Below are 22,183 nucleotides of genomic sequence, written 5' to 3'. Positions count from 1 at the left end.
GGCTCAGGACCTCGTCTTCTTGCGCACCAGCGTGCTCTGGATCACGGCTTGCGTCGCTGGCTTGCGTCCCCTGCCCACCGCAGTGACCCGGTAGATGTACGGCTGGTCTGCATCGGGGGCCAGCCGCTCGGCCTCGCCGCCCGCCGTCGCCGCCGAGGTGTCGTAGTGCAGCAGTTCGACCCAGTACCAGCCCTGAGTCCGTGAAACCGCGACCTTCTTCATGGCCTCGAGCGCCGCCCGATCGCCCCAGAAGCGCGGCGGAATCCGGTCGGGGATGCAAAGGCCTGCGGCGCACGAACGGGTGGACGTGCCGAGCCGGGCCTGCAGGGCGATCAGTTCGGCACGGCTTCGAGGGTAGGCGTGCCGGTCCTTCGAAGCCGCCGCGGGCAAGCTCGAATCCTCGCGCTGGATCTCGGATTCGGCCTCGCGAAGGAGCGCCTGCGCCCCCTCGAGCGCGCGCTGGTAGTCGCTCCCGTTGCCGGTCGCCGCCTCGTCCAGCAGCGCCGTGCGCGAGGCCGTGAGCACCAGCAGCGTGGCCAGCAGGGCCGTGACCATCACGACTGGCAGCGAGAAGCCGGCTTGCGATCGTGCGATGGGCGTGGCGATCATGCGTCGGCCCTACCGGGTCCGCAGGTGGAAGAGGTTGCGAAAGACCAGGTGCGTTCGGCCGCTGTGCGGTCTGTCGTCGCCGGCGCAGCCGCGGTAGGACCCGGTGGCCTCCGGGCCCTGCTCGTCGCCCGCCAAGTCGAGGCAGATCTCGATCGCCGTCACGGAGGGCCACAGATTCGCAGCCTGGACGGCGCTGGCGTCCATGTGCCGGATGCCGGCGCCGCTGTCGACCCGGTAGTCGACCTGGAAATCGGCGACGTTGCCGATCACGGGCTGCGAGGTCTTCATGCCGCGGCACATCAATTGTCCCTTGGCGTCGAGCGAAAAGGCGGCGCGGACCTGCTCCTGTTCCTGGTTGTCGACATTGGTCCCGTTGCAGTCGTATTGGGCCCAGTTCCTTGGCGAGCCGCTGCCCGCGGGCCAGCGGCCTCGCGCGTAGCCGATCGATACGCTGTCGGGCCGGCCACCCGCGCCTTCGGTGCCGGCGACGGAAGGCGCGGCTTCGTCAGGCCCCGCGGGCTCGGCTCCGAAGGTGTGAAGCCCAGTGGCTTCGTCGCGCCAGGGCTCCAGCGTGCTCGCCTGGCGCAAATGCTGGCCGATGACCTGCAGCGCATGCGAGCCCTGCTGCTGCAGCTGGCTCAGGTCGCCGATGCTGGCGGCCGCGCTGCGCGTCAGCAGCAGCGTGGAGAACGCCGTGGCGATCACGAGCAGGCCGACCGCCATGCCGGCCAGTAGTTCGACCAGGCTCAAGCCGCATTGCCGGCGGCGCGGGCCTGCATGGGGATCAGGGAGTGACATGGGCCAGATGACAAAGAAGCCCGGCGGGGCAGCGCACGCCCGCCACAAGGGGACCGACCTCGAACGGGGCGTCGAGCGCCGCTTCGGACCCCGCATGCGCGCTGGCGCGCCAGGCGACCATCACGCCCAGCGTCCGCGCCTGCATGGGCGGCGGATCGGCGGTCGTCTCGAACGCCATGCCGCGGCCCTGGGGCAGGGTGGCCGCAATGGCCTGTTTCCAGCTGAGGATGTCTCGGCGCGCGAGCGTGGCGGCGTCGCATGCGGTGTCGCGGCAGGCTGGCGACGGCGCCGGCAGTTCCCACTGGGTGGCCTCGGCGGGCAAGGGGCTCATTCCGACGGGGTGGGCGCGGATGCGCTCGCCCAGGTCCTCGATCAGGCGGATCGCCTGGGCGCGATGAGCGGTGGTTCGGGCATCGGCCAGGGCGCGAAGCTGCACGCCGAGCAGGCCGAAGGCGACTAAGGCCAGCAGGGTCAGCGAGACCAGCGATTCGAGCAGTGTGATGCCCTGCTGCAGGTGCGGGCGGCCGGCGCGGTTCAGCATCTGTCGGTACCGTGAAGGGTCTGCAGCCGGCCGGCGGAAGACATGCACATGACGCGCGCGGCCTTGTCGTCGCTGCTGCGCTCGGGCCTCAGCGTGAAGCGAAAGGCGCCCAGGTTGTGAAAGCGGCCCGAGCGGTTGAGGTTCAGGTAGGTCGAAGGGGCGGCCACGCTGACCGTCGCCTCGACGCCGCGGGGCGCCGGCCAGGCCTGGATCAAGGCCTCGCCGGGGTCGTGTCGCCCGTTGCCGTCGGTGTCGGCGAACAGCGTCCAGCCGCAGCTCCAGTCCTGCTCGCTCGCCGGTGTGCAGCCGCCGCCTGAAGCCCGCCGCAGCGTGACACCGCCGCCGCGCCGGATGGCCTCCGAGCGCGCCGTGTAGAGGGCGGCGCGCAGGCCTTCCTCGGCAGCCCGCAGGCGGTAGCGTTCGAGGGTGCGGCCGAAGGCCGGCATTGCGAGCCCGACCAGGATCGCGACGATCGCGAGCACCGCCAGCACTTCGACCAGCGTGAAGCCGGACATCGGCGCGAAACGGGACAGCGGGGCGGAGGTGGGCATGACGGCCCGGATGCTAGAAGCCAAAGCACCGTCCGTGGCGTCGAGGCGCCTGCCGGGCCGCTCCCACGCGCAAGCGGTCGCTGGCTGCGCCGCCGTGACGATTCAGGAGGAAGTTGCCGGCAAGCTGACCCGCCGCGAACTCAGATGTCCCTGAGCAACTGCCTGAACTCGTCCACGTCCTCGAAGCTGCGGTAGACCGAGGCGAAGCGCACGTAGGCCACCTTGTCGAGCCGCTTGAGCTCGCGCATGACCAGTTCGCCGACCTTGGTCGATTCGATCTCCCGCAAGCCGCTGGACAGCAGCTCTTGTTCGATGCGCAGCAGCGCGATGTCGATCTGTTCGATGCCGACCGGCCGCTTGCGCAGCGCCAGCATCATCGAGGCCCGCACCTTGGCGGTGTCGAAGTCGGCCCGGCTGCCGTCCTTCTTGACCACCACCGGAAAGTTGACGTCCGGCCGCTCGTAGGTGGTGAAGCGCTTGTCGCAGCCTCCGCACTGGCGCCGGCGGCGCACGAAGTCGCCGTCTTCCGAGACCCGGGTCTCCATGACCTGGGTCTCCAGATGACCGCAGAAGGGGCACTTCATGCGCTGTCGTGCCGGTTATTTGTAGACCGGGAAGCGGCTGGTGAGCGCGTGCACCTTGGCCCGCACCGCATCGATGTTCGCTGCGTCGCGCGGGTTCTCGAGCACGTCGGCGATCAGGTTGGCGGTGGCGCGCGCTTCCTCGTCCTTGAAGCCGCGGGTGGTCATCGCCGGCGTGCCGATGCGCACGCCGCTGGTGACCATCGGCTTTTCGGGGTCGTTCGGGATCGCGTTCTTGTTGATCGTCATGTGGGCCGCGCCCAGCACGGCTTCGGCTTCCTTGCCGGTGATGCCCTTGGCGCGCAGGTCGACCAGCATCACGTGGCTTTCGGTACGGCCGCTGACGATGCGCAGGCCGCGCTCGGTCAGCGTCTCGGCGACGATCCGTGCATTGGTCACGACTTGCTGCTGGTAGGCCTTGAACTCGGGCGACAGCGCTTCCTTGAAGGCCACCGCCTTGGCCGCGATCACGTGCATCAGCGGGCCCCCCTGCAGGCCGGGGAAGATGGCGCTGTTGATCGCCTTCTCGTGCTGCGACTTCATCAGGATGATGCCGCCGCGCGGGCCGCGCAGGCTCTTGTGGGTGGTCGAGGTGACGACGTCCGCGTGCGGCACCGGGTTCGGGTACACGCCTGCTGCCACCAGGCCGGCGTAGTGGGCGATGTCGACCATGAAGATGGCGCCGACATCCTTGGCGACCTTGGCGAAGCGCTCGAAGTCGATCCGCAGCGAATAGGCCGAGGCGCCGGCGATGATCAGCTTGGGCAGGTGCTCGTGCGCCTTGCGTTCCATGGCGTCGTAGTCGATGGCTTCGTCGGCGTTCAGGCCGTAGCTCACGACATTGAACCACTTGCCGCTCATGTTGAGGGGCATGCCGTGGGTCAGGTGGCCGCCTTCGGCCAGGCTCATGCCCATGATGGTGTCGCCGGGCTTCAGGAAGGCCAGCATCACGGCCTCGTTGGCCGAGGCGCCGCAATGCGGCTGCACGTTGGCGGCGTCGGCGCCGAAGATCTGCTTGATGCGGTCGATGGCCAGCTGCTCGGCCACGTCGACGTGCTCGCAGCCGCCGTAATAGCGCTTGCCCGGATAGCCCTCGGCGTACTTGTTGGTGAGCTGCGAGCCCTGGGCGGCCATGACGGCCGGCGAGGCGTAGTTTTCGCTCGCGATCAGCTCGATGTGGTGCTCCTGGCGGGCGTTCTCGGCCTGGATGGCAGCCCAGATTTCAGGATCGGTCTGTTCGACCAGGATATTGCGGTGGTACATGGCAGTCCTTCAAGACGATGGTCCTTGTTCTTCAACCAAACAAGGGCTGCCCAGGCGAACGGCTGATCACCCGCAAACGAACCGCGGGCGGCACGCTTCCCAGTGGTAGTCCACGTCAGCGCAATGCACCTGAAAAGGGTTGCGCCTATCGCCAGTCGCGTGCCGGCCGAGTGTAGCCGACGGCGGGCGCCGGCGCGGCCCGAAGGGCTAGGAATCGCCGAGCAGGGCGACTTGCTGCGGATCAGGCTGGGCCGGCTTGGCCGCTGCCGGCGGCGCCACGACCTGGACCGGATTGGCGCGCGGCGCCGGCGTCGTCGTGGGCGGCGCGCGGCCGGCGACCACCTGGCGCAGCCGCTCGTGCTCGGCCAGCACCTTGCCGGCATAGCCGCCGTCCTCGGTCAGATTGGCGGCGCCGACGTAGTAGCGCAGGCCGCCCTCGAGGGAGCCGGCGCGGGCGATGCATTCCTGCAGCACCTTGACGCCGACGCGCATGTTGGTCACCGGGTCGAAGGCGGTCAGGGTTCCGCCGGCGCTTTCGTACTTCTCGCCGTGGACCCGGGTCATGACCTGCATCAGGCCCTGGGCGCCGACCTGGCTCTGGGCGAAGGGATTGAAGCTGGACTCGACCGCCATGATCGCCAGGATCAGGGTCGGGTCGAGCTTGGTTTTCTTGCCGAGGTCGAAAGCCTCGGCGACCAGCACGCTCAATGGCTCGGCCGCCACCCGGTACTTCTTGCTGAGCCAGTAGGCCACCGCGGCCTGCTGCTTGGGCAGTTCGTGAGGGCTGGCGGCGGTGGTCCGCTCGATCGCGGTGGGCTCCAGGTCGCTGACCTCGACGGCCTYGGGCACGGGCTTGCGCGATTGCAGCCAGCCCATCAGCTGCTCTTCGCCGGTCTGCCGCAGGTCCGGGCGGGCGGCCAGCGCCAGAACGGCGAACACGGTCGCCAGCCCGAGCAGGGCGAAGCTGTTGTGGGTGATCTCGAAGAAGCCGTCGACCACGTCGGACACGAAGGTCCGTAGCCCGCGGGCTGTGGCATCTAACGCCTGTTTCATCGCTCTTCCTTTCTGTGCGGCACCCGTTCGCAGCGCCACGGGGGCGGAGCAGAAAGGAAGCGGCGCTTGGATTGGTACGAATCAGGACCGCGCGAAAAATAGGGAGAGAGCGCGGCCGCCTGATCAAGCCGGCAGATGCCGGCAGCGGATTTGGGAGAGTCCGGCCACTCGGGGGCTCGGGAAAGATTGGCATTCTAGGGACCGCTAAATATCTGGTCAAGAATATAAGATAGGTCTGATATTCTAATTTCGATGTAAAGAAATGTATGAAATAGTGCACGAATCGGCTGCACGAGATCCATTGAAAACGCGATTTGCAATCCATCCGCATAGCGCATAGGCTCTAATTGCCTGAGCTATCAGGCGTCTACCAAGGTCCAGTGGCCCGACGAGCAAAATCCGACGGTCCAGCGGCTGAGGCCCAACGGTGGCAATCCCTTGCTGCCAGCATGACCGGAACGATTGAACTTCCGGTCGAGCGAAAAGATGGCATGGGCGTTTCGCCCGCCATCGAGCCCGGAGGCCTGACTTCGCGTCGAGCCGCCGGGCTTTCTCACTTTGGGGCCGCCATGGGTTTGGGGCACACTCCCCATCGATGAATGCTGCTTTGCTGAAACAGAACAAATGGGTGCGGCGCGGGCTCTGGACGCTGCTGATCCTGCTGGCGGTCTGGGTGATCGCATGGCTGGCGGTACCGCCGATCGTCAAGGGCCAGGTGCAGAAGATCGCCAGCGACAAGCTGGGCCGCCAGGTCACGGTGGGCAAGATCGAGTTCAAGCCCTGGACGCTCGAGCTCGCGGTGAACGACCTGCGCATCGCCACTGCCGACGGCAGCCAGCCGCAGGTCGCCGTCAAGCGCATCTATGTCGACGCCGAGCTGCAGTCCATCCTGCGCCTCGCACCGGTGATCGACGCGGTCCGGATCGAGGCGCCTGCGATCCAGCTCACGCACCTCGCCGATGGCCGCTACGACATCGACGACATCCTGGCCCGGCTGACTCCCGCGCCGGAGCCCCCCGATGCGCCCAAGAAGGACCCGCCGCGGTTCGCCGTCTACAACATTGCCATCACCGACGGCGCCGTCGACTTCAGCGACGAAACCGTCAAGCGCCGCCACGAGCTGCGCGAATTCGCACTCAGCGTGCCCTTTCTGAGCAACCTGGCCTCCAAGCGCGAGATCAAGACCGAGCCGAAGCTGGCCTTCGTCCTCAACGGCAGCAAGTTCGATTCGGCGGCCGAGTCGACGCCGTTCGCCGCCAACCGCAAGACCGACGCCCGCATCAACTTCCAGGGGCTCGACCTGGTGCCCTACCTGGGCTACATCCCGGGCGGGCTGCCGGCGGCGCTGAAGGCCGGCAAGCTGGATGCCGACCTGAAGATCGATTTCGAGCAGGCGGCGACGGCCGGGCTCAAGATCACCGGGAGCATCGCGGCCAACGGCATCAAGGTGGTGGACGCGAAGGGGCACGACCTGCTCGCCTTCGATGCGCTCAAGGTCGCGCTGGCCGACGTCCGTCCCCTGGAGCGCGTGATTCATCTGAGCGAAGTGGCGCTGGCCGGGCCCGATCTGGTCGTGGCCCGCGATGCCGCGGGGCGCCTCAATCTGCTGGCGACCGACCCGAGCACCGGCGCGGCCGACAAGCCGGCGGCCGCGCCGGCGCCGGCCGCCGACGGCGCGGCCCCGCCGGCCGAGCCGCAGCCCTGGCGGATCCAGGTCGACAAGGTGGCCCTGAGCGACGGCCAGATCGGCTGGCGCGACCAGACCACCCGGCCCGCAGCGGCGATCGACGTCAAGCAACTGGCGCTCGAGGTCCAGGCCGTGACCTGGCCGATGGAGAAGCCGGCCACCTTCAGCGGCTCGACTTCAGTGGGCGGCGCGCCCATCAAGTTCAGCGGCGAGGCGACCGACAAACGGGCCCGGGTCGCCACCGAGATCGACGCGCTGCCGCTGTCGCTGGCCGCGCCGTATCTGGCGCAGAGCCTCGAACCCTCGCTCGACGGCAAGCTGAGCGGCAAGGTCGATGTCGAGTGGACGCAGCCTGAGCTGAAGTTCAAGGCCCGCAGCGTGGTCGCCGACGGGCTGGCCCTGACGCAGGAAAAGACGGCGCTGGTCAGCGTCGGCCGCTTCGAACTGGTCGACGCCGAGGCCGACATGACGAAGCACACCCTGACCGTGGCTTCCTTCACCGCCTCGAATCCGAAGCTGCGGGTCGCGCGCGACAACGAGAAGCGCTGGATGTTCGAGCGCTGGCTGAAGGCGCCCGCCGACAGCAGCCAGGCCGGCACGGCCGACGCCAAGGTGGCGGCGCCCAAGGATCCGAAGGCGGCCGAGGGCGCGCCGGCGGGCGCCAACACCACGCCGTGGTCGCTCGCCATCGGCAAGCTGGCGATCGACAACGGCGCGCTGAGCTACGAGGACAACGCCGGAGCCACGCCGGTGGCCTTCGAGATCAGCGCCTTCACGCTGAACGCGCAGAAGCTGGCGCCGAACACGGCCACCGTGTCGCCGCTCAAGCTATCGGGCCGCATCGCTGCCGGGCGGGCCGAGGCGGGGCGCTTCGAGTACGACGGCAATCTGGTGCTGAAGCCGATCGCGGCCGAAGGCCGGCTGGTGGTGGGCTCGCTGCCGGCCCATGCCTTCAAGGCCTACTACGCGGACGCACTCAATATCGACATCCGCCGCGCCTTCGCCAGCTACCGCGGCACGGTCAAGGTCGCGACCCTGCCGGCGGGCCTGAGCGTCAACCTGGCCGGCGACACCGCGGTCGACGAATTTCGCGCCAACAGCGTCGTGCTGACGCAGGCGCCCGGCCTGTCGAGCAACCGGCAGCTGCTGAGCTGGAAGACGCTGGGCCTGCGTGGCCTGCAGGTGGCGATGGTGCCCGGCGCGCCGCTCAAGGTCGACGTCCGGGAGACCTCGCTGACCGATTTCTACGCCCGCGTGATCATCGACCCGACCGGCAAGCTCAACCTGCTGTACCTGGTCAAGCAGCCCGGCGAGCCGGCGGCCGGCGAGGCTCCGGCGGTCGAGGTCGAAAGCAAGCGCAGCCTGGGCGGCACCACCACGACCACTGCCCGGCCGCGCTCGGCAAGGCCCCGCGCGCCGGCGCCGCAGCAGGCGCCGCCGCAGGAGCTGGTGGTCGGCGGCGGCCCCGACACACCGGCCGCGGCACCGGTGGCGGCCGCGCCGGCGCCGGTCGACAACGCGATGGCGCCGGTGATCAATTTCGGCCCCATGAGCCTGGTCAACGGCAAGATCGACTTTTCCGACCTGTTCATCAAGCCCAACTACTCGGCCGACCTGACCGAGCTGACCGGCAAGCTGAGCGCGTTCTCGTCGAAGCCCCAGGGCGACAAGCCCGCGCTGGCCGACCTCGAACTGCGCGGCAAGGCACAGCAGACCGCCTCGCTGGAGATCACCGGCAAGCTCAATCCGCTGGTCAAGCCGCTCGAGCTCGACATCACGGCGCGGATGAAGGAGCTCGACCTGCCGCCGTTGTCGCCCTACACGATCCGCTTTGCCGGCCACGGCATCGAGCGCGGCAAGCTCAGCATGGATGTCAACTACAAGATCGCCCCCGACGGCACGTTGACCGCGAGCAACAAGCTGGTGCTGAACCAACTGCAGTTCGGCGAGCAGGTCGAGGGGGCCCCAGCCAGCCTGCCGGTGCGGCTGGCGGTGGCGCTGCTGGCCGACCGCAACGGGGTGATCGACATCGACCTGCCGCTGCGCGGATCGATCAACGACCCGCAGTTCAGCGTCGGCCCGCTGATCCTGAAGGCGATAGTGAACCTGCTCGCCAAGGCCGTCACCGCGCCCTTCGCGCTGCTGACCGGCGGCTTCGGCGGCGGCGGCGGGGACTCCAGCACGATCGCTTTCGCGCCCGGCAGCGCCGAGCTGTCCAAGGAGGCGAAGGAAAACCTCGACAAGGTGGCCAAGGCGCTGAACGACCGGCCGGGCTTGCAGATGACCGTGGTCGGCACCGCCAGCCTCGATAAGGAGCGCGACGCCTACCAGCGCCAGCGGCTGCGCGAGATGACGCAGGCCGAGAAGCGCCGAGTCGCGATCCGCGCCGGCAAGGACGCGGCCGAGGTGGCACCGGTCACCGACGCCGAATACCCGGAATTGCTGACCGCCGTCTACAAGCGGTCGGAGGTCACCAAGCCGCGCAACGTGGTCGGCCTGGCCAAGGACCTGCCGGTCAAGGACATGGAAGACCTGCTGCTGGCCAGCATTCCGGTCGACGAGGAGTCGATGCGGCAGCTGGCCGTGGCGCGGGGCGCCGCGGCCCGGGACTACCTGCTCGAGCAGAAGCTGCCGACCGAACGGCTGTTCCTCGGCGCGGTCCGCACCAAGGCCGAAGGAGCCGACTGGAAACCCGGCGCCGAACTGAAACTGGCGACCCGTTGACCCGCAGCACCGCAAGTCGGTGAAAATGGAGCCATGCGCCGGCCAAATGCCGGCGCCTCGCTTTTTCCTCAAGATAACGACATTCGCTCAGTGACTTCAACTTCCTCCAAGCCTCACGACCTCCAGTCCCTCGACACCTTGACCGGGGGTGCCTTCACCGCGCCGACCTCTGGCGAGCGCGCCCAGCGCATCCGGGATTGGCTCGCGGCCAACCCGACGCCCGAGCAGATGCAGGACGTCTTCAAGGAGCTGAGCGGGCGCGACAAGGGCGCCGCCCGGCTGCTGCGCGAAAAGCTCGACGAGCTCAAGCGCGCCAAGAGCCAGGAGGCGATCGCGGTCGAATGGGCCCACAAGGCCGAGGCCCTTCTGGCCCAGCCGAAGCTCAACATCGCCGATGCGCTGGCCTGGCAACGCGACGCCGCCAAGGCCGGCGCGCCGCTGTCGCGCGAGCCCCTGGCCGGTTTCAAGGCCCGGCTGGCCGAGCGCGTGAAGGGCATCGAGGACCTGCAGCACCGGGCCCAGGTCCATCGCGAGGCGGCGGTGCTGCTGGCGCAGCGCTTCGAGGTGCTCTCGACCAAGAGCTGGCGCGATGCCCAGGGCGTCGAAGAGGCCCTGCGGGCTGACGTGGCGCACTGGCAGCAGCAGGCAGCCGAAATCGTGGCCGACCCCAACTGGAGCAGCCTCGATGCCCGATTCGCGCCTCAGCTCGAGTCTTCCAAGGCGCAGCTGCTGGTGGTGTCCGACGCCTTCCACGGCGCCCTGACCCTGGCCGTTGCCGCCGCCGCGGACGCCGCGGCGCCGTTGCCGCCGGTGCCGGTCTGGGCCGACGAGCTGCGGGTGGCCCGTGGCGGCACGCCCGAGGCCGCGCCGGCGCCAGCCAAGCCCCCCGCGCCCAAGGTCGACCCCGAGAAACGCGCCGCCGCGCAGGATGCGGTCCAGGCCGCGCTCGCCAAGCTCGAACAGGAAACCGCCGAGGGCCACGGCAAGGCCAGCGCCGGGGCGGCCGCCGCGCTGCGTGCGGTGCTCAAGGACCACGGCAAGCTGGTCGAGCCGCCGCTGGAGGCCCGCGTCCATGCGGCGCTGGTGGCCGCAGGCGAGCTCGAAGGCTGGCAGCGCTGGAGCGCCGACAAGGTGCGCGAAGACCTGGTCGCCAAGGCCGAAGGGCTGCTCAAGCGGCCCGAAGGCCAGGCGCTGGGCGGCCGCAAGATGCAGGAAACCCTGCGCGCACTGCGCGACCAATGGAAGCAGGCCGACCAGGGCGGCGTGCCCAACCATGCGCTCTGGAAGCGTTTCGACGAAGCCTGCAACGAAGCCCACAAGGTGGTCGAGGCCTGGCTCGAGAAGGTCCGTGCCGACGCCGCCGAGCATCGGGCGCTGCGCACCGCGCTGATCGAGGAAGTCAAGGCCTGGGCCGCTGAGCACGCCCAGGCGTCCGACCTGAAGGCGCACAACCGGGCCCTGCACCAGTTCGCCGATCGCTGGCGCGATGCCGGGCATGTCGGCGAAAAGGTGTTCGCCGAGCTGCAGGCCCAGTGGAACGAGGCCTTCGGTGCCGCCCGTGCGCCATTCGAATCGGCCCAGAAGGCCAGCGTCGAGCGTCGCCAGGCGATGATTGCCGAGGCGGCCGAACTCGGCGCGGCGCCGATGCTGCGCATCGACGCGGTCAAGGCGCTGCAGCAGCGCTGGCAGCATGAGGCGCAATCGGTGCCGCTCGAGCGCCGCCACGAACAAAAACTCTGGGACGCCTTCCGGGCCCCGATCGACGAAGCCTTCAACCGCAAGACGGCCGAGCGCGAGAAGGCTTCGGCCGCGATGAGCGAGCACGACCGCAACGTGCTGAATGCCTCCAAGGCGCTCGAGGCCGCCAACAGCACCGGCGATGCCCAGAAGATCCGCGCCGCGGTGGCGCAGCTCGAGGCCGCCCTGCGCGGAGAGGCGCCGCCGCCCGCGCCCGCGGCAGCGCCGGCCAGCGCGCCGAGCGATGGTCCCGCGGTCGGGGCGACCGAAGTGGTTGCCCCGGGGCAGGCGGCGGCCGAATTCGGCGAGAGCGCCGGCCAGGCGCCGGCGCCCGAGGATGCGGATGCGCTGCCGACGGCCGCGCCGGCCGACGCCCCCGCGGCGCCCGACCTGGTGGCGCCGGCCGATGGCGCCGACCCTTCGGCGCGTGCCGATGCCGAAGCCGCACCGGCGCCCGTGGCACCCCCGAAGCCGGCACCGAAGCCGGTGATCGCCGTGCGCGGCGACGACCGTCCCGGCAACAAGAAGGCCGAGGCCATGCCCGCCGGCCGCGGCGGCAAGTTCGGCGATCGCCGCGATGCGCGTGGCGGCCCGGGCGGCCGCACCGGCGATCGCCCGGCACGGCCGGGCGAGCGTGGCGCATCCGCCGGCGGCGGCCGCTTCGGTGATCGCCCGCCGCGCTTCGAAGACCGCGGTCCCCGCCTCGGCGACGCGGCTTTCCGGGCCCAGCGCGAAGCGCTCGAGCGGGCCGAATTCGCACTGCGCAAGCTGGCGTCGCAGGCCCATGGCGAAGCGCTCACGCAGGTGCTCGGCGCCTGGGAGAAGCGCGACGCCGCGCAGTTGCCCAGCGTCCAGGAGCTGGGCCGCGCGGTGACGCCGGCGGTGCGCAGCAGCTGGTCGCAGGCGATCGGCGCTGCGCCGTCGGCCCAGGCCGCCGACGCCGCCGAAGCGCTGCTGCGGCTCGAGATGGCGGCCGAAGTGCCGACGCCGGCCGAGCAGCTCGATGCCCGCCGGGCCCTTCAGCTCAAGCTGTTGACCCGGCGCGGCGACCCGACCCCGGAACAGACCTGGGGCCAGGACGCCGGCAAGGTGCTGGCTGCCAGCCACGACGCTGCTTCGGCGCGCCGGCTGCAGAACGCACTCAAGGCACTGCTGCGCAAGTAAGGGGTAAGGGCGGCGGCCGTCCCGAAAGGGGCGGTCGTGCTCAGCGGCTTGGCGGCGCCTTGAAGAAGGCGTCGAACAGCCCCACCAATCCGGCAAACTCGGCTTCCAGCGCCGAGCGGTTGACGAAATACGCCTCGCAGGCGACGGCGAAGAACTCGGCTGGCGACTGCGCGCCGTAGGGATCGAGCCAGGGCGCCTCGCCGCCGAAGCGCTCGGCCACGATCGCCTTCTCGCGCAGCGCCTCGTAGGCCGGCTGCAGGGTCGCGAACCAGGCGGCGCGGGCTTCACGCGCGCTGCGCGTGCCAAGAAAACCGGGCGGCAGCGGCGGGCAGCCGTCGGCTTCTCCGCTGCGCATGTCGATCTTGTGGGCAAATTCGTGGATCACCACGTTGTAGCCCTCGGCCCGCGTGACGCTGCTCGCGAGCACGTCCTGCCAGCTCAGCATCACCGGCCCGCGGTCCATGGCCTCGCCGGCCACGATCTCGTCGTACTGGTGGACCACGCCGCTGGCGTCGGTGGTCGTGCGGTGCGCCACCACTTCGGACGGGTGCACGACGATGCCGACGAAATCGTCGTACCAGGCCAGGCCGCCTTTCAGGTGCAGCACCGGCAGCACCGCCTGGGCGGCGATCGCCAGCGCCACCTCGTCGGTGATGACGAAGCCGTGCGCGCCATGGAACTCCTTGTCGCGCAGGAACGCTGCCGCCAGCGCGCGCAGCCGTTCGAGGTCGGCCGCCGGGCGTTCACCCAGGAAGCGATAGCGCGCCAGCGTGGCCTGCCAGAGGGCGTCGGGCAGGCCGGGAGGCGGGCGCAGCTTGCGCAGCCAGCCGAACATCAGCGCAGATCGACCCGCTGGACGCCCGCGCTCGACAGGCACAGCAACTGGGCGCGTGGCGGATGCGCCGCCGCGTCCCAGTCGCTCAGCACGATGCGCCGCATGCCGTCGCCGAGGTCGTGGGCCGCCGGCCGGTGGGTGTGGCCGTGCACCAGCGTCCCGGCGCCGGCCTGCCGCAGCCAGTCGCGTGCGGCGTCGGCATCGACATCGGCCCAGACCATGTCGGGACTGCGCTTGCGGTCCTCGCTCTGGGCCCGGACCGAGCGCGCGAGCGTGCGCCGCTCCTCGAGCGGACGGGCCAGCAGCGCCTGCTGCCACTCGGGCGTGCGCACCTGGGCCCGAAAACGCAGGTAGTCGGTGTCTTCGAGGCACAGGGCGTCGCCATGGCTGAGCAGCCAGCGCTCGCCGTGCAACACCAGCACCGTCGGGTCGGCGAGCAGCGTCATGCCGCAGCGCGCCGCAAACTCGGCGCCGACCAGGAAGTCGCGGTTGCCGTGCATGAAGAACAGCGGCCGGCGCGCGGACGCGGCCCGCAGCACCTCGGCGCACTGGGCTTCGAAGCCGGGCAGGCCGGCGGCGTCGTCGCCGACCCAGACCTCGAACAGGTCGCCGAGGATGAAGATCGCGTCGGCCGGCGTCGTCTCCAGGTAGCCCTGCCAGGCTGCGACGGTGGCAGGCTCCGACGGCTGCAGGTGCAGGTCGGAGATCAGGTCGACCGTGCGCCACGCGGGCGGCGCGACGATCTCGGGAAATGCCATGGGCGGCTCGTCAGGCTCAAGCCTTGACGACGGCCTTTTCGATCACCACGTCTTCGAGCGGCACGTCGTCGTGGAAGCCCTTGCGGCCGGTCTTGACGGCCTTGATGCCGTCGACCACTTCCTTGCCGCCGACCACCTTGCCGAACACCGCGTAGCCCCAGCCCTGGGCCGAGGGTGCGGTGTGGTTCAGGAAGCCGTTGTCGGCGACGTTGATGAAGAACTGCGCGGTGGCCGAGTGGGGCGCGTTGGTGCGCGCCATGGCGACCGTGTAGTTGTCGTTCTTGAGGCCGTTGTTGGCTTCGTTCTGGATCTCGGCGCCGGTCGGCTTCTGGCTCATGCCGGGCTCGAAGCCGCCGCCCTGCACCATGAAGCCGGGAATGACGCGGTGGAACACGGTGTTGTCGTAGTGGCCCTTGGTCACGTACTCGAGGAAGTTGGCGACGGTCTTGGGCGCCTTGGCCTCGTCGAGTTCGAGCGTGATGATGCCCTTGTCCTTGATGTGCAGTTCGACTTGGGGGTTGCTCATGGTTGTGGTCCTTTGCTTATTTCGCCAGGGTGGCGGACTGGATGGTGATGGTTTCGAGCGGCACGTCCTGCATGCCGCCCTTGTTGCCGGTGCGCGCGGCGCGGATCTTGTCGACCACCTCGGTGCCCGAGACCACCTTGCCGAACACCGCGTAGCCGTGGCCGTCGGGGTTGGGAGCGTCGAGCATGGTGTTGTCCTTCACGTTGATGAAGAACTGCGCGGTGGCCGAATTCGGATCGGAGGTGCGCGCCATGGCGATCGTGTATTTGTCGTTCTTGAGGCCGTTCCTGGCCTCGAGCGGGATCGGCGCGCGGGTCGGCTTCTGCTTCAGGTCGGGCGTGAAGCCGCCGCCCTGGATCATGAAGCCGTCGATGACGCGGTGGAACACCGTGCCGTCGTATTGCTTGTCCTTGACGTATTGCAGGAAGTTGTCGACCGTCTTGGGGGCCTTGTCGGGTGCCAGCTCGATCACGATGTCGCCGGCCGAGGTGGCGAGCTTGACGCGCGGGGCGCCCTGCGCCCAGCTGGACACGGCGGTCGTGGCGATGGCCAGCGTGGCGGCCAGGGCCAGGGCCCGGCGGCGCGAAAAGGCTTGAAGAATCACGGGTGGATCGCTTTCGAAGGAGTGCGCCGCGGCGCGTTCAGGAAAGAAGAAGGCTTCAGTTGCGCACCGGCTTGCGCACCGCCGGCGTGGCCGGCGGCAGGGTGTCGGGCGCCGGCGCGCCGAACATCTGGCGCACCAGGGCCAGCTTGGGCGGCGCGGTCGTGTTGCCGGCCTCCAGCTTGAGCGCCCGGCCATAGGACTGGGCCGCCAGCCGCGCATACACGTCGCCGAGGTTTTCGTGCGCTGTCGCGTAGTCGGGGTTGAGCTTGATCGCCATCTCGAGGGCGGCGCGCGCCTTGTCGAACTGGCTCTGGGCCGCATAGAGGGCGGCCAGGTTGTTGTAGGGCTCGGGCAGTTCGGGAAAGTCCTGCGTCAGCGCCGTGAAGACCACGATCGCGTCGGCCTGCTTGCCCTGCTCGGTCAGGATCACGCCGCGCAGGAAGCGCATCTGCGGGTCGCGGGGCTTGCCCGCGATGTAGGCGTCGGCCTTGGCCAGCGCCTGGTCCGCCTTGCCCTGGCGCAGCAGGGTGTTGACGTCGGAATAGTCGTCGGCGTGGGCGATGCCGACCGTGAGGGCGACCAGCAGCGCCGCGACGGCCTGGACGATGCGCAGACGGGAGGAGGGGGCGAAAGCGGCGTGCGGCATGGTGTCTCGAGAGTTGGAGGGAATGGGCCTCGTAAACACGCGGAAAACATCCGGCGGTGGCCGTTTATACTTGGAAGATTGTAGCCGAGGGGTCTTTTCCAACCGCTCGTCGCCACACCCCCGTCACCCCTGAAAAACCCCATCGTTCGCCCGTTCCCTGCACGTGCGCGAATCGACGTTTCCGAGCCTCATGAGTCTTCGCATCTACAACACGCTCTCGCGTGAACTGGAGGAATTTACGCCTCTGCAACCCGGCAGGGTGCGCATGTACGTCTGCGGCATGACGGTCTACGATTACTGCCATCTGGGCCATGCGCGCTCGATGATCGCCTTCGACGTGGTGCAGCGCTGGCTCCGGATTTCGGGGCTGGACGTGGACTACGTGCGCAACATCACCGACATCGACGACAAGATCATCCGCCGGGCGGTCGAGAACGGCGAGAGCATCCGGGCCCTGACCGACCGCATGATCGACGCCCTGCACGAGGACGCCGACGCGCTGGGCATCGAACGGCCTACACACGAGCCGCGGGCGACGGAGTTCATTCCGCAGATGCTGTCGATGATCTCCACGCTGGAGCACAAGGGCCTGGCCTATCGCTCGCCCAACGGCGACGTCAACTACGCGGTGCGCAAGTTTCCCGGCTACGGCAAGCTGAGCGGCAAGAGCCTAGACGAGCTCCATGCCGGCGAACGCGTCGCGGTGCTCGACGGCAAGGACGATCCCCTCGACCCGGTGCTCTGGAAGAGCGCCAAGGCCAGCGAACCCGACGAGGTCAAGTGGGCGAGCGACTTCGGCCCCGGCCGGCCCGGCTGGCACATCGAGTGCTCGGCCATGGCCTGCCAGCTGCTGGGCGAGACGCTGGACATCCACGGCGGCGGCGCCGACCTGCAGTTCCCGCATCACGAGAACGAGATCGCCCAGAGCGAAGGCGCCACCGGCAAGCCGCTGGCACGCACCTGGATGCACAACGGCTTCATCAACATCGACGACGAGAAGATGTCCAAGAGCCTGGGCAACTTCTTCCTCATCCGCGACGTGCTGAAGAAGTTCGACGCCGAGACCATCCGTTTCTTCGTCGTCCGGGCCCACTACCGCAGCCCGCTCAACTACAGCGACGTGCACCTCAACGACGCCCGCAATTCGCTGCGCCGGCTCTACAACGCGCTGGCGCTGGTGCCGCCGGCGCCGGTCGCCATCGACTGGACCCAGGCCCATGCGGCGCGCTTCAAGGCCGCCCTGGACGAGGACTTCGGCACGCCCGAGGCCGTGGCGGTGCTGTTCGACCTCGCCGGTGAGGTCAACCGCACGCAGTCCGCCGAATCCGCCGGCCTGCTGAAGGCGCTGGCCGGCTGCCTGAACCTGCTGCAAGCCGACCCGCAAGCCTTCCTGCAGGCCGGCAGCACGCTCGACGACGCCACCATCCAGGGCCTGATCCTGCAGCGCGCGCAAGCCAAGGCGGCGAAAGATTTCGCCGAGGCCGACCGCATCCGCAACGAACTGCTGGCCCAGGGCATCGTGCTCAAGGACTCGGCGAGCGGCACCACCTGGACCTCGGCGCAGTGAGCGCCGCCGCCCGAACCATGGCTGCCGCCAAGGAGCCGATCGTCCAGGTCTTCACGCCCGATTACTGGGAAGAAGCCTGCAAGCACCTGGGCAAGAAGGACCGCGTCATGAAGCGGCTGATCCCGCGTTTCGGCGACGTCCGCCTGGAGTCGCGCGGCGATGCCTTCACGACGCTCGCCCGCAGCATCGTCGGCCAGCAGATCTCGGTGCCGGCGGCCCAGACGGTCTGGCGCCGCTTCGTCGAACTGCCGCGCAAGCTCTCGCCGGCCAGCGTGCTGAAGCTCAAGGTCGACGACATGCGCGGCGCCGGGCTGTCGGCGCGCAAGGTCGAATACCTGGTCGACCTGGCGATCCATTTCGACTCGGGCGCGGTGCACGTCGACGCCTGGGAAAACATGTCCGACGAGATGATCATCGCGGAACTGGTCGCGATCCGCGGCATCTCACGCTGGACCGCCGAAATGTTCCTGATCTTCCACCTGATGCGGCCCAACGTGCTGCCGCTGGACGACCCCGGCCTCATCAGCGGCATCAGCCAGAATTACTTTTCGGGCGATCCGGTCAGCCGCAGCGATGCCCGCGAGGTCGCCGTGGCCTGGGCCCCGTATTGCAGCGTGGCGACTTGGTATATTTGGCGATCGCTCGACCCGCTACCGGTCGCAATTTGAAAAACAGGAGAAGACGTTGGCGAAACGAACCTTTCTCGACTTCGAGCAGCCCGTGGCCGAGCTCGAAAGCAAGATCGAAGAACTGCGTTATGTCCAGACCGAATCCGCGGTCGACATCTCGGAAGAAATCGATCAGCTGGGCAAGAAAAGCCTGCAGCTCACCAAGGACATCTACAGCGACCTGACGCCCTGGCAGATCACCAAGATCGCCCGCCATCCGGAACGCCCCTACACGCTCGACTACGTGAACGAGATCTTCACCGATTTCGTCGAACTGCACGGCGACCGGCATTTCTCGGACGACCTGTCGATCGTCGGTGGCCTGGCGCGCTTCAACGGCACGCCCTGCATGGTGCTGGGCCACCAGAAGGGCCGCGACACCCGCGAGCGCACGACGCGCAACTTCGGCATGAGCAAGCCCGAGGGCTATCGCAAGGCGCTGCGCCTCATGAAGACGGCCGAGAAGTTCAAGCTGCCGGTCTTCACCTTCGTCGACACGCCGGGCGCCTACCCGGGCATCGACGCCGAGGAGCGCGGCCAGTCCGAGGCCATCGGCCGCAACATCTTCGAGATGGCGCAGCTCGAGGTGCCGATCATCGTCACCATCATCGGCGAGGGCGGCTCCGGCGGCGCGCTGGCGATCTCGGTCGGCGACCAGCTGGTGATGCTGCAGTATTCGATCTATTCGGTGATCAGTCCCGAAGGCTGCGCCTCGATCCTCTGGAAGACCAGCGACAAGGCGCAGGAAGCGGCCGATGCGCTCGGCATCACCGCGCACCGGCTGAAGGCGCTCGGGCTGGTCGACAAGATCGTCAACGAGCCGGTCGGCGGCGCGCACCGCGACCATCGCCAGATGGCCGCCTTCCTCAAGCGGGCGCTCAACGATGCCTTCCGCCAGGTCGGCGACCTGTCGACCAAGGACCTGCTCAACCGCCGCTACGAGCGGCTCCAGAGCTACGGCCGCTTCGCCGATACCAAGGCCGACAGCAGCAAGTGAGGCGCTGAGCACCGGGCAGGCCCGGCGCTCCACCGCCCGCTCGGTTTCCATGGAAAATCCGGCCGCCCAAGCTCTCGCGTCCTGGGCGGCGGCGCCGTTGCCGCTGGCGATCGCCTACAGCGGCGGTGCCGATTCGACCGCGCTGCTGCACGCGGCCGCGGCCCGCTGGCCCGGGCAGGTGCATGCCCTGCACGTGCACCATGGCCTGCAGCAGGCGGCCGATGATTTCGAGGCGCACTGCGCCACTGCCTGCGCGACGCTGGGCGTTCCGCWCCATTCGGCCCGCGTCGACGCCCGCCACGCACCCGGCGAGAGCCCGGAGGACGCGGCCCGCCGGGCACGCTACGCCACGCTGGCGGCGTTGGCGCTGGCCCGGGGATTGCGCCACGTGGCGCTGGCCCAGCATGCGGACGACCAGGTCGAGACGATGCTGATCGCGCTCGGCCGCGGCGCCGGCCTCGACGGCCTGGCGGGCATGCCGCGCTGCATGGAGCGCCACGGCGTGAGCTTCCACCGGCCGCTGCTCGACCTGCCTGCCGACGCGCTGCGCGCCTGGCTCGCCGCCGGCGGCGTCGCCCATGTCGTCGACCCCACCAACGCCGACCTGCGCTACACCCGCAACCGGCTCCGGCAGCTGGTGCTTCCGGCCCTGGAGGCCGCGCTGCCGCAGTTCCGCGAGACCTTCGCCCGCTCGGCGCGCAACGCGGCGCGGGGCTCGGCGCTGCTGGCCGAACTGGCGGCCCTGGACCTGGCGGAGGCCGGCGCGCCGCCGGCGCTGGCCGTCCTGCGGGCGCTGCCGCGGGAACGCCTGGCCAATGCGCTGCGCCACTGGCTGCGGCGCGACCACGGCGTGGTGCCGAGCGAGGCGCAGCTGGAGCAGCTGCAGGACCAGATCGCGGCCTGCAGCACGCGCGGGCACCAGATCCGCCTCAAGATCGCCTCCGGGCGGGTCGAGCGGGAGGGTGCTCTGCTGCATTGGTACAATGCTTCGCCCTTGTCGCAGTCCGCCGCCCGGGCGCGGAAGCGTTGAAGCTTCCGCAGGCGCGGAAGCGTTGAAGCGCTGAATCCGGTCCGGCGGGCGCATGAGTGCCTGCAGAGGCCAGCGCAGCCAGTCAGCCAGCGATGGCCGGCGATGCGGCATCCGAATCCTTCTCTTTGACTTTCACCCATGGCATTGATCGTTCATAAATACGGCGGCACGTCGATGGGCTCGACCGAGCGCATCCGGAATGTCGCCAAGCGCGTTGCCAAGTGGGCACGCGCCGGCCACCAGATGGTGGTGGTCCCGAGCGCCATGAGCGGCGAGACCAACCGCCTGCTCGGCCTCGCCAAGGAACTGGCGCCCGCCACCCCCGGTGCCGGCCACTACCGCGAACTCGACATGCTCGCCTCCACCGGCGAGCAGGCCTCGTCGGCGCTGCTGGCGATCGCGCTGCAGGCCGAGGGCCTGGAGGCCGTGAGCTACGCCGGCTGGCAGGTCCAGGTGAAGACCGACAGCGCCTACACCAAGGCGCGCATCGAGAGCATCGACGACGAGCGCGTGCGCGCCGACCTCGATGCCGGCCGCGTGGTCGTCATCACCGGCTTCCAGGGCGTCGACGAAGGCGGCAACATCACGACCCTCGGGCGCGGCGGCAGCGACACCTCGGCGGTGGCGATCGCCGCGGCGCTGAAGGCCCACGAGTGCCTGACCTTCACCGACGTCGACGGCGTCTACACCACCGATCCGCGGGTCGAACCCGACGCCCGCCGGCTCAAGACCGTGAGCTTCGAGGAGATGCTCGAGATGGCGAGCCTGGGCTCCAAGGTGCTGCAGATCCGCTCGGTCGAGTTCGCGGGCAAGTACAAGGTGCCGCTGCGCGTGCTGTCGAGCTTCACGCCCTGGGACATCGACATCGAGGAAGAAGCCAAGTCCGGCACCCTGATCACTTTCGAGGAAGACGAAAACATGGAAAAAGCCGTCGTATCCGGCATTGCCTTCAACCGCGACGAGGCGAAGATCTCGGTGCTCGGCGTGCCCGACAAGCCGGGCATCGCGTACCACATCCTGGGCGCGGTGGCCGACGCCAACATCGAAGTCGACGTCATCATCCAGAACCTGAGCAAGGACGGCCGCACCGACTTCAGCTTCACGGTGCACCGCAACGACTACGCTCGCGCGGTCGACCTGCTCAAGGACAAGGTGCTGCCGACCCTGGGCGCCGCCGACATCGTCGGCGACACCAAGATCTGCAAGGTCAGCATCGTCGGCATCGGCATGCGCAGCCACGTCGGCGTCGCGTCCAAGATGTTCCGCGTGCTGAGCGAAGAGGGCATCAACATCCAGATGATCTCGACCAGCGAGATCAAGACCTCGGTCGTGATCGACGAAAAATACATGGAATTGGCGGTCCGCGCGTTGCATAAAGCCTTCGATCTGGACCAACCGACGGCCTGAAGATGGCATAATCCAAGGCTCAGGAACTGTGACCGAGTGGCCGAAGGTGCTCCCCTGCTAAGGGAGTATGGGGTGTAGAGCCTCATCGAGGGTTCGAATCCCTCCGGTTCCGCCAATATTGATCTTCAATGATCTTTGAAAGCCCCGACGCTGATCCAGCGCCGGGGCTTTTTCATTGGAACAGGCGAATGCAGATTCAGTACAGAGGGCCTTTTGCCCTGAGGGGCTACGGCAAGGCGCTCGACGACGGGCGATTCGAGGCCGTCTTCGTGGTCACCGAGCCGACGGCGGCGGGCGAGATGGATTCGCATCTCGCGACCCACCTGTTCTTCGATACGGAGCCCGCAGCCGTCGCGGCTGCCGATGCCGCCGCTGCACAGTGGCTGGAGCGGCTCGTGACGGCCGCCGCCTGATTCAGCGCGCGGCGCGCGCTACCA

At 68.9% G+C, this 22,183-nt stretch carries 20 protein-coding genes, 1 tRNA gene and 1 riboswitch; of the genes, 9 read left to right on the top strand and 12 right to left on the bottom strand.

Features of this window, described 5'->3' with window-relative positions; genetic code table 11:
- Positions 1–3: 3 nt before the first annotated feature.
- From AC1DF3_RS11290 to AC1DF3_RS11260, 7 genes are all read right to left on the bottom strand, one after another.
- Complete coding sequence (locus AC1DF3_RS11290) at positions 4–609, bottom strand: pilus assembly PilX family protein (RefSeq protein ID WP_478139672.1); 606 nt, start codon at positions 607–609, stop codon at positions 4–6.
- 9 nt (positions 610–618) lie between these two features.
- Entirely contained in the window at positions 619–1,407 is a 789-nt protein-coding gene (locus AC1DF3_RS11285) for a prepilin-type N-terminal cleavage/methylation domain-containing protein (protein ID WP_286531570.1), read from the bottom strand.
- A complete protein-coding gene (locus AC1DF3_RS11280) occupies positions 1,394–1,948 on the bottom strand; it encodes a type IV pilus modification PilV family protein (RefSeq protein WP_286531571.1) in 555 nt (184 codons plus the stop codon). The genes AC1DF3_RS11285 and AC1DF3_RS11280 overlap by 14 nt, the downstream gene beginning before the upstream one ends.
- Complete coding sequence (locus AC1DF3_RS11275; RefSeq protein ID WP_286531572.1) at positions 1,942–2,499, bottom strand: GspH/FimT family pseudopilin; 558 nt, start codon at positions 2,497–2,499, stop codon at positions 1,942–1,944. The genes AC1DF3_RS11280 and AC1DF3_RS11275 overlap by 7 nt, the downstream gene beginning before the upstream one ends.
- A 140-nt stretch (positions 2,500–2,639) precedes the next feature.
- Positions 2,640–3,083, bottom strand: coding sequence for a transcriptional regulator NrdR (gene nrdR, locus AC1DF3_RS11270; RefSeq protein ID WP_286531573.1), 444 nt, complete (start codon positions 3,081–3,083; stop codon positions 2,640–2,642).
- Between the two features lie 15 nt (positions 3,084–3,098).
- Positions 3,099–4,343 carry a serine hydroxymethyltransferase gene (glyA, locus tag AC1DF3_RS11265; RefSeq protein WP_286531574.1) on the bottom strand — a complete coding sequence of 415 codons (1,245 nt, stop codon included), beginning with the start codon at positions 4,341–4,343 and terminating at the stop codon, positions 3,099–3,101.
- Between the two features lie 41 nt (positions 4,344–4,384).
- Positions 4,385–4,512, bottom strand: a riboswitch (ZMP/ZTP riboswitch).
- Between the two features lie 38 nt (positions 4,513–4,550).
- Complete coding sequence (locus AC1DF3_RS11260; protein WP_478139671.1) at positions 4,551–5,396, bottom strand: transglycosylase SLT domain-containing protein; 846 nt, start codon at positions 5,394–5,396, stop codon at positions 4,551–4,553.
- Between the two features lie 595 nt (positions 5,397–5,991).
- On the opposite strand from AC1DF3_RS11260, the gene AC1DF3_RS11255 reads away from it, so the two are divergent.
- Both AC1DF3_RS11255 and AC1DF3_RS11250 read left to right on the top strand, forming a co-directional pair.
- Positions 5,992–9,807, top strand: a complete 3,816-nt coding sequence (locus AC1DF3_RS11255) for a DUF748 domain-containing protein (RefSeq protein WP_286531576.1) — start codon at positions 5,992–5,994, stop codon at positions 9,805–9,807.
- A gap of 90 nt (positions 9,808–9,897) precedes the next feature.
- Positions 9,898–12,708, top strand: a complete 2,811-nt coding sequence (locus AC1DF3_RS11250) for a DUF349 domain-containing protein (protein ID WP_478139670.1) — start codon at positions 9,898–9,900, stop codon at positions 12,706–12,708.
- Positions 12,709–12,748: 40 nt separating this feature from the next.
- Here the strand turns inward: AC1DF3_RS11250 and AC1DF3_RS11245 are convergent, their stop codons facing one another.
- The 5 genes from AC1DF3_RS11245 to AC1DF3_RS11225 are packed head-to-tail and all read right to left on the bottom strand — an operon-like array spanning position 12,749 to position 16,077.
- The gene (locus AC1DF3_RS11245) at positions 12,749–13,543 is read right to left on the bottom strand and encodes a M90 family metallopeptidase (RefSeq protein ID WP_478139669.1); all 795 of its coding nucleotides are present in this window, start codon (positions 13,541–13,543) and stop codon (positions 12,749–12,751) included.
- Positions 13,543–14,301, bottom strand: a complete 759-nt coding sequence (locus tag AC1DF3_RS11240) for a UDP-2,3-diacylglucosamine diphosphatase (protein WP_478139668.1) — start codon at positions 14,299–14,301, stop codon at positions 13,543–13,545. The genes AC1DF3_RS11245 and AC1DF3_RS11240 overlap by 1 nt, the downstream gene beginning before the upstream one ends.
- Positions 14,302–14,317: 16 nt before the next feature.
- Positions 14,318–14,827, bottom strand: coding sequence for a peptidylprolyl isomerase (locus AC1DF3_RS11235; protein ID WP_286367485.1), 510 nt, complete (start codon positions 14,825–14,827; stop codon positions 14,318–14,320).
- Between the two features lie 16 nt (positions 14,828–14,843).
- Positions 14,844–15,428: a peptidylprolyl isomerase gene (locus AC1DF3_RS11230; RefSeq protein ID WP_478139687.1), complete on the bottom strand. Its 585-nt coding sequence runs from the start codon at positions 15,426–15,428 to the stop codon at positions 14,844–14,846.
- Between the two features lie 58 nt (positions 15,429–15,486).
- Positions 15,487–16,077: a tetratricopeptide repeat protein gene (locus AC1DF3_RS11225; protein WP_286522539.1), complete on the bottom strand. Its 591-nt coding sequence runs from the start codon at positions 16,075–16,077 to the stop codon at positions 15,487–15,489.
- 190 nt (positions 16,078–16,267) lie between these two features.
- On the opposite strand from AC1DF3_RS11225, the gene cysS reads away from it, so the two are divergent.
- The 7 genes from cysS to AC1DF3_RS11190 all read left to right on the top strand — a co-directional run bounded on the left by cysS (position 16,268) and on the right by AC1DF3_RS11190 (position 22,159).
- Positions 16,268–17,644: a cysteine--tRNA ligase gene (gene cysS / locus AC1DF3_RS11220; protein WP_478139667.1), complete on the top strand. Its 1,377-nt coding sequence runs from the start codon at positions 16,268–16,270 to the stop codon at positions 17,642–17,644.
- Positions 17,645–17,661: 17 nt separating this feature from the next.
- Entirely contained in the window at positions 17,662–18,312 is a 651-nt protein-coding gene (locus tag AC1DF3_RS11215) for a DNA-3-methyladenine glycosylase family protein (protein WP_478139666.1), read from the top strand.
- 16 nt (positions 18,313–18,328) lie between these two features.
- Entirely contained in the window at positions 18,329–19,309 is a 981-nt protein-coding gene (locus tag AC1DF3_RS11210) for an acetyl-CoA carboxylase carboxyltransferase subunit alpha (RefSeq protein ID WP_286531582.1), read from the top strand.
- A 49-nt stretch (positions 19,310–19,358) separates the two neighbouring features.
- Positions 19,359–20,339, top strand: coding sequence for a tRNA lysidine(34) synthetase TilS (tilS, locus tag AC1DF3_RS11205; protein WP_478139665.1), 981 nt, complete (start codon positions 19,359–19,361; stop codon positions 20,337–20,339).
- A gap of 138 nt (positions 20,340–20,477) precedes the next feature.
- Complete coding sequence (locus AC1DF3_RS11200) at positions 20,478–21,746, top strand: aspartate kinase (protein WP_286531584.1); 1,269 nt, start codon at positions 20,478–20,480, stop codon at positions 21,744–21,746.
- Positions 21,747–21,768: 22 nt separating this feature from the next.
- Positions 21,769–21,861 (top strand) — tRNA-Ser (locus AC1DF3_RS11195).
- Between the two features lie 73 nt (positions 21,862–21,934).
- Entirely contained in the window at positions 21,935–22,159 is a 225-nt protein-coding gene (locus tag AC1DF3_RS11190) for a hypothetical protein (RefSeq protein WP_286531585.1), read from the top strand.
- Positions 22,160–22,183: the final 24 nt, after the last annotated feature.

The organism is Variovorax sp. 10N432 (genome assembly GCF_056394465.1).
This window is presented reverse-complemented; position numbering and strand designations above follow the sequence as displayed.

What these genes read in the sequence shown, in the direction of transcription:
- AC1DF3_RS11290 (WP_478139672.1), bottom strand. Translation starts at nt 609, where the DNA reads ATGATCGCCACGCCCATCGCACGATCGCAAGCCGGCTTCTCGCTGCCA.
- AC1DF3_RS11285 (WP_286531570.1), bottom strand. Translation starts at nt 1,407, where the DNA reads ATGTCACTCCCTGATCCCCATGCAGGCCCGCGCCGCCGGCAATGCGGC.
- AC1DF3_RS11280 (WP_286531571.1), bottom strand. Translation starts at nt 1,948, where the DNA reads ATGCTGAACCGCGCCGGCCGCCCGCACCTGCAGCAGGGCATCACACTG.
- AC1DF3_RS11275 (WP_286531572.1), bottom strand. Translation starts at nt 2,499, where the DNA reads ATGCCCACCTCCGCCCCGCTGTCCCGTTTCGCGCCGATGTCCGGCTTC.
- nrdR (WP_286531573.1), bottom strand. Translation starts at nt 3,083, where the DNA reads ATGAAGTGCCCCTTCTGCGGTCATCTGGAGACCCAGGTCATGGAGACC.
- glyA (WP_286531574.1), bottom strand. Translation starts at nt 4,343, where the DNA reads ATGTACCACCGCAATATCCTGGTCGAACAGACCGATCCTGAAATCTGG.
- AC1DF3_RS11255 (WP_286531576.1), top strand. Translation starts at nt 5,992, where the DNA reads ATGAATGCTGCTTTGCTGAAACAGAACAAATGGGTGCGGCGCGGGCTC.
- AC1DF3_RS11245 (WP_478139669.1), bottom strand. Translation starts at nt 13,543, where the DNA reads ATGTTCGGCTGGCTGCGCAAGCTGCGCCCGCCTCCCGGCCTGCCCGAC.
- AC1DF3_RS11240 (WP_478139668.1), bottom strand. Translation starts at nt 14,301, where the DNA reads ATGGCATTTCCCGAGATCGTCGCGCCGCCCGCGTGGCGCACGGTCGAC.
- AC1DF3_RS11235 (WP_286367485.1), bottom strand. Translation starts at nt 14,827, where the DNA reads ATGAGCAACCCCCAAGTCGAACTGCACATCAAGGACAAGGGCATCATC.
- AC1DF3_RS11225 (WP_286522539.1), bottom strand. Translation starts at nt 16,077, where the DNA reads ATGCCGCACGCCGCTTTCGCCCCCTCCTCCCGTCTGCGCATCGTCCAG.
- cysS (WP_478139667.1), top strand. Translation starts at nt 16,268, where the DNA reads ATGAGTCTTCGCATCTACAACACGCTCTCGCGTGAACTGGAGGAATTT.
- AC1DF3_RS11215 (WP_478139666.1), top strand. Translation starts at nt 17,662, where the DNA reads ATGGCTGCCGCCAAGGAGCCGATCGTCCAGGTCTTCACGCCCGATTAC.
- AC1DF3_RS11200 (WP_286531584.1), top strand. Translation starts at nt 20,478, where the DNA reads ATGGCATTGATCGTTCATAAATACGGCGGCACGTCGATGGGCTCGACC.
- AC1DF3_RS11190 (WP_286531585.1), top strand. Translation starts at nt 21,935, where the DNA reads ATGCAGATTCAGTACAGAGGGCCTTTTGCCCTGAGGGGCTACGGCAAG.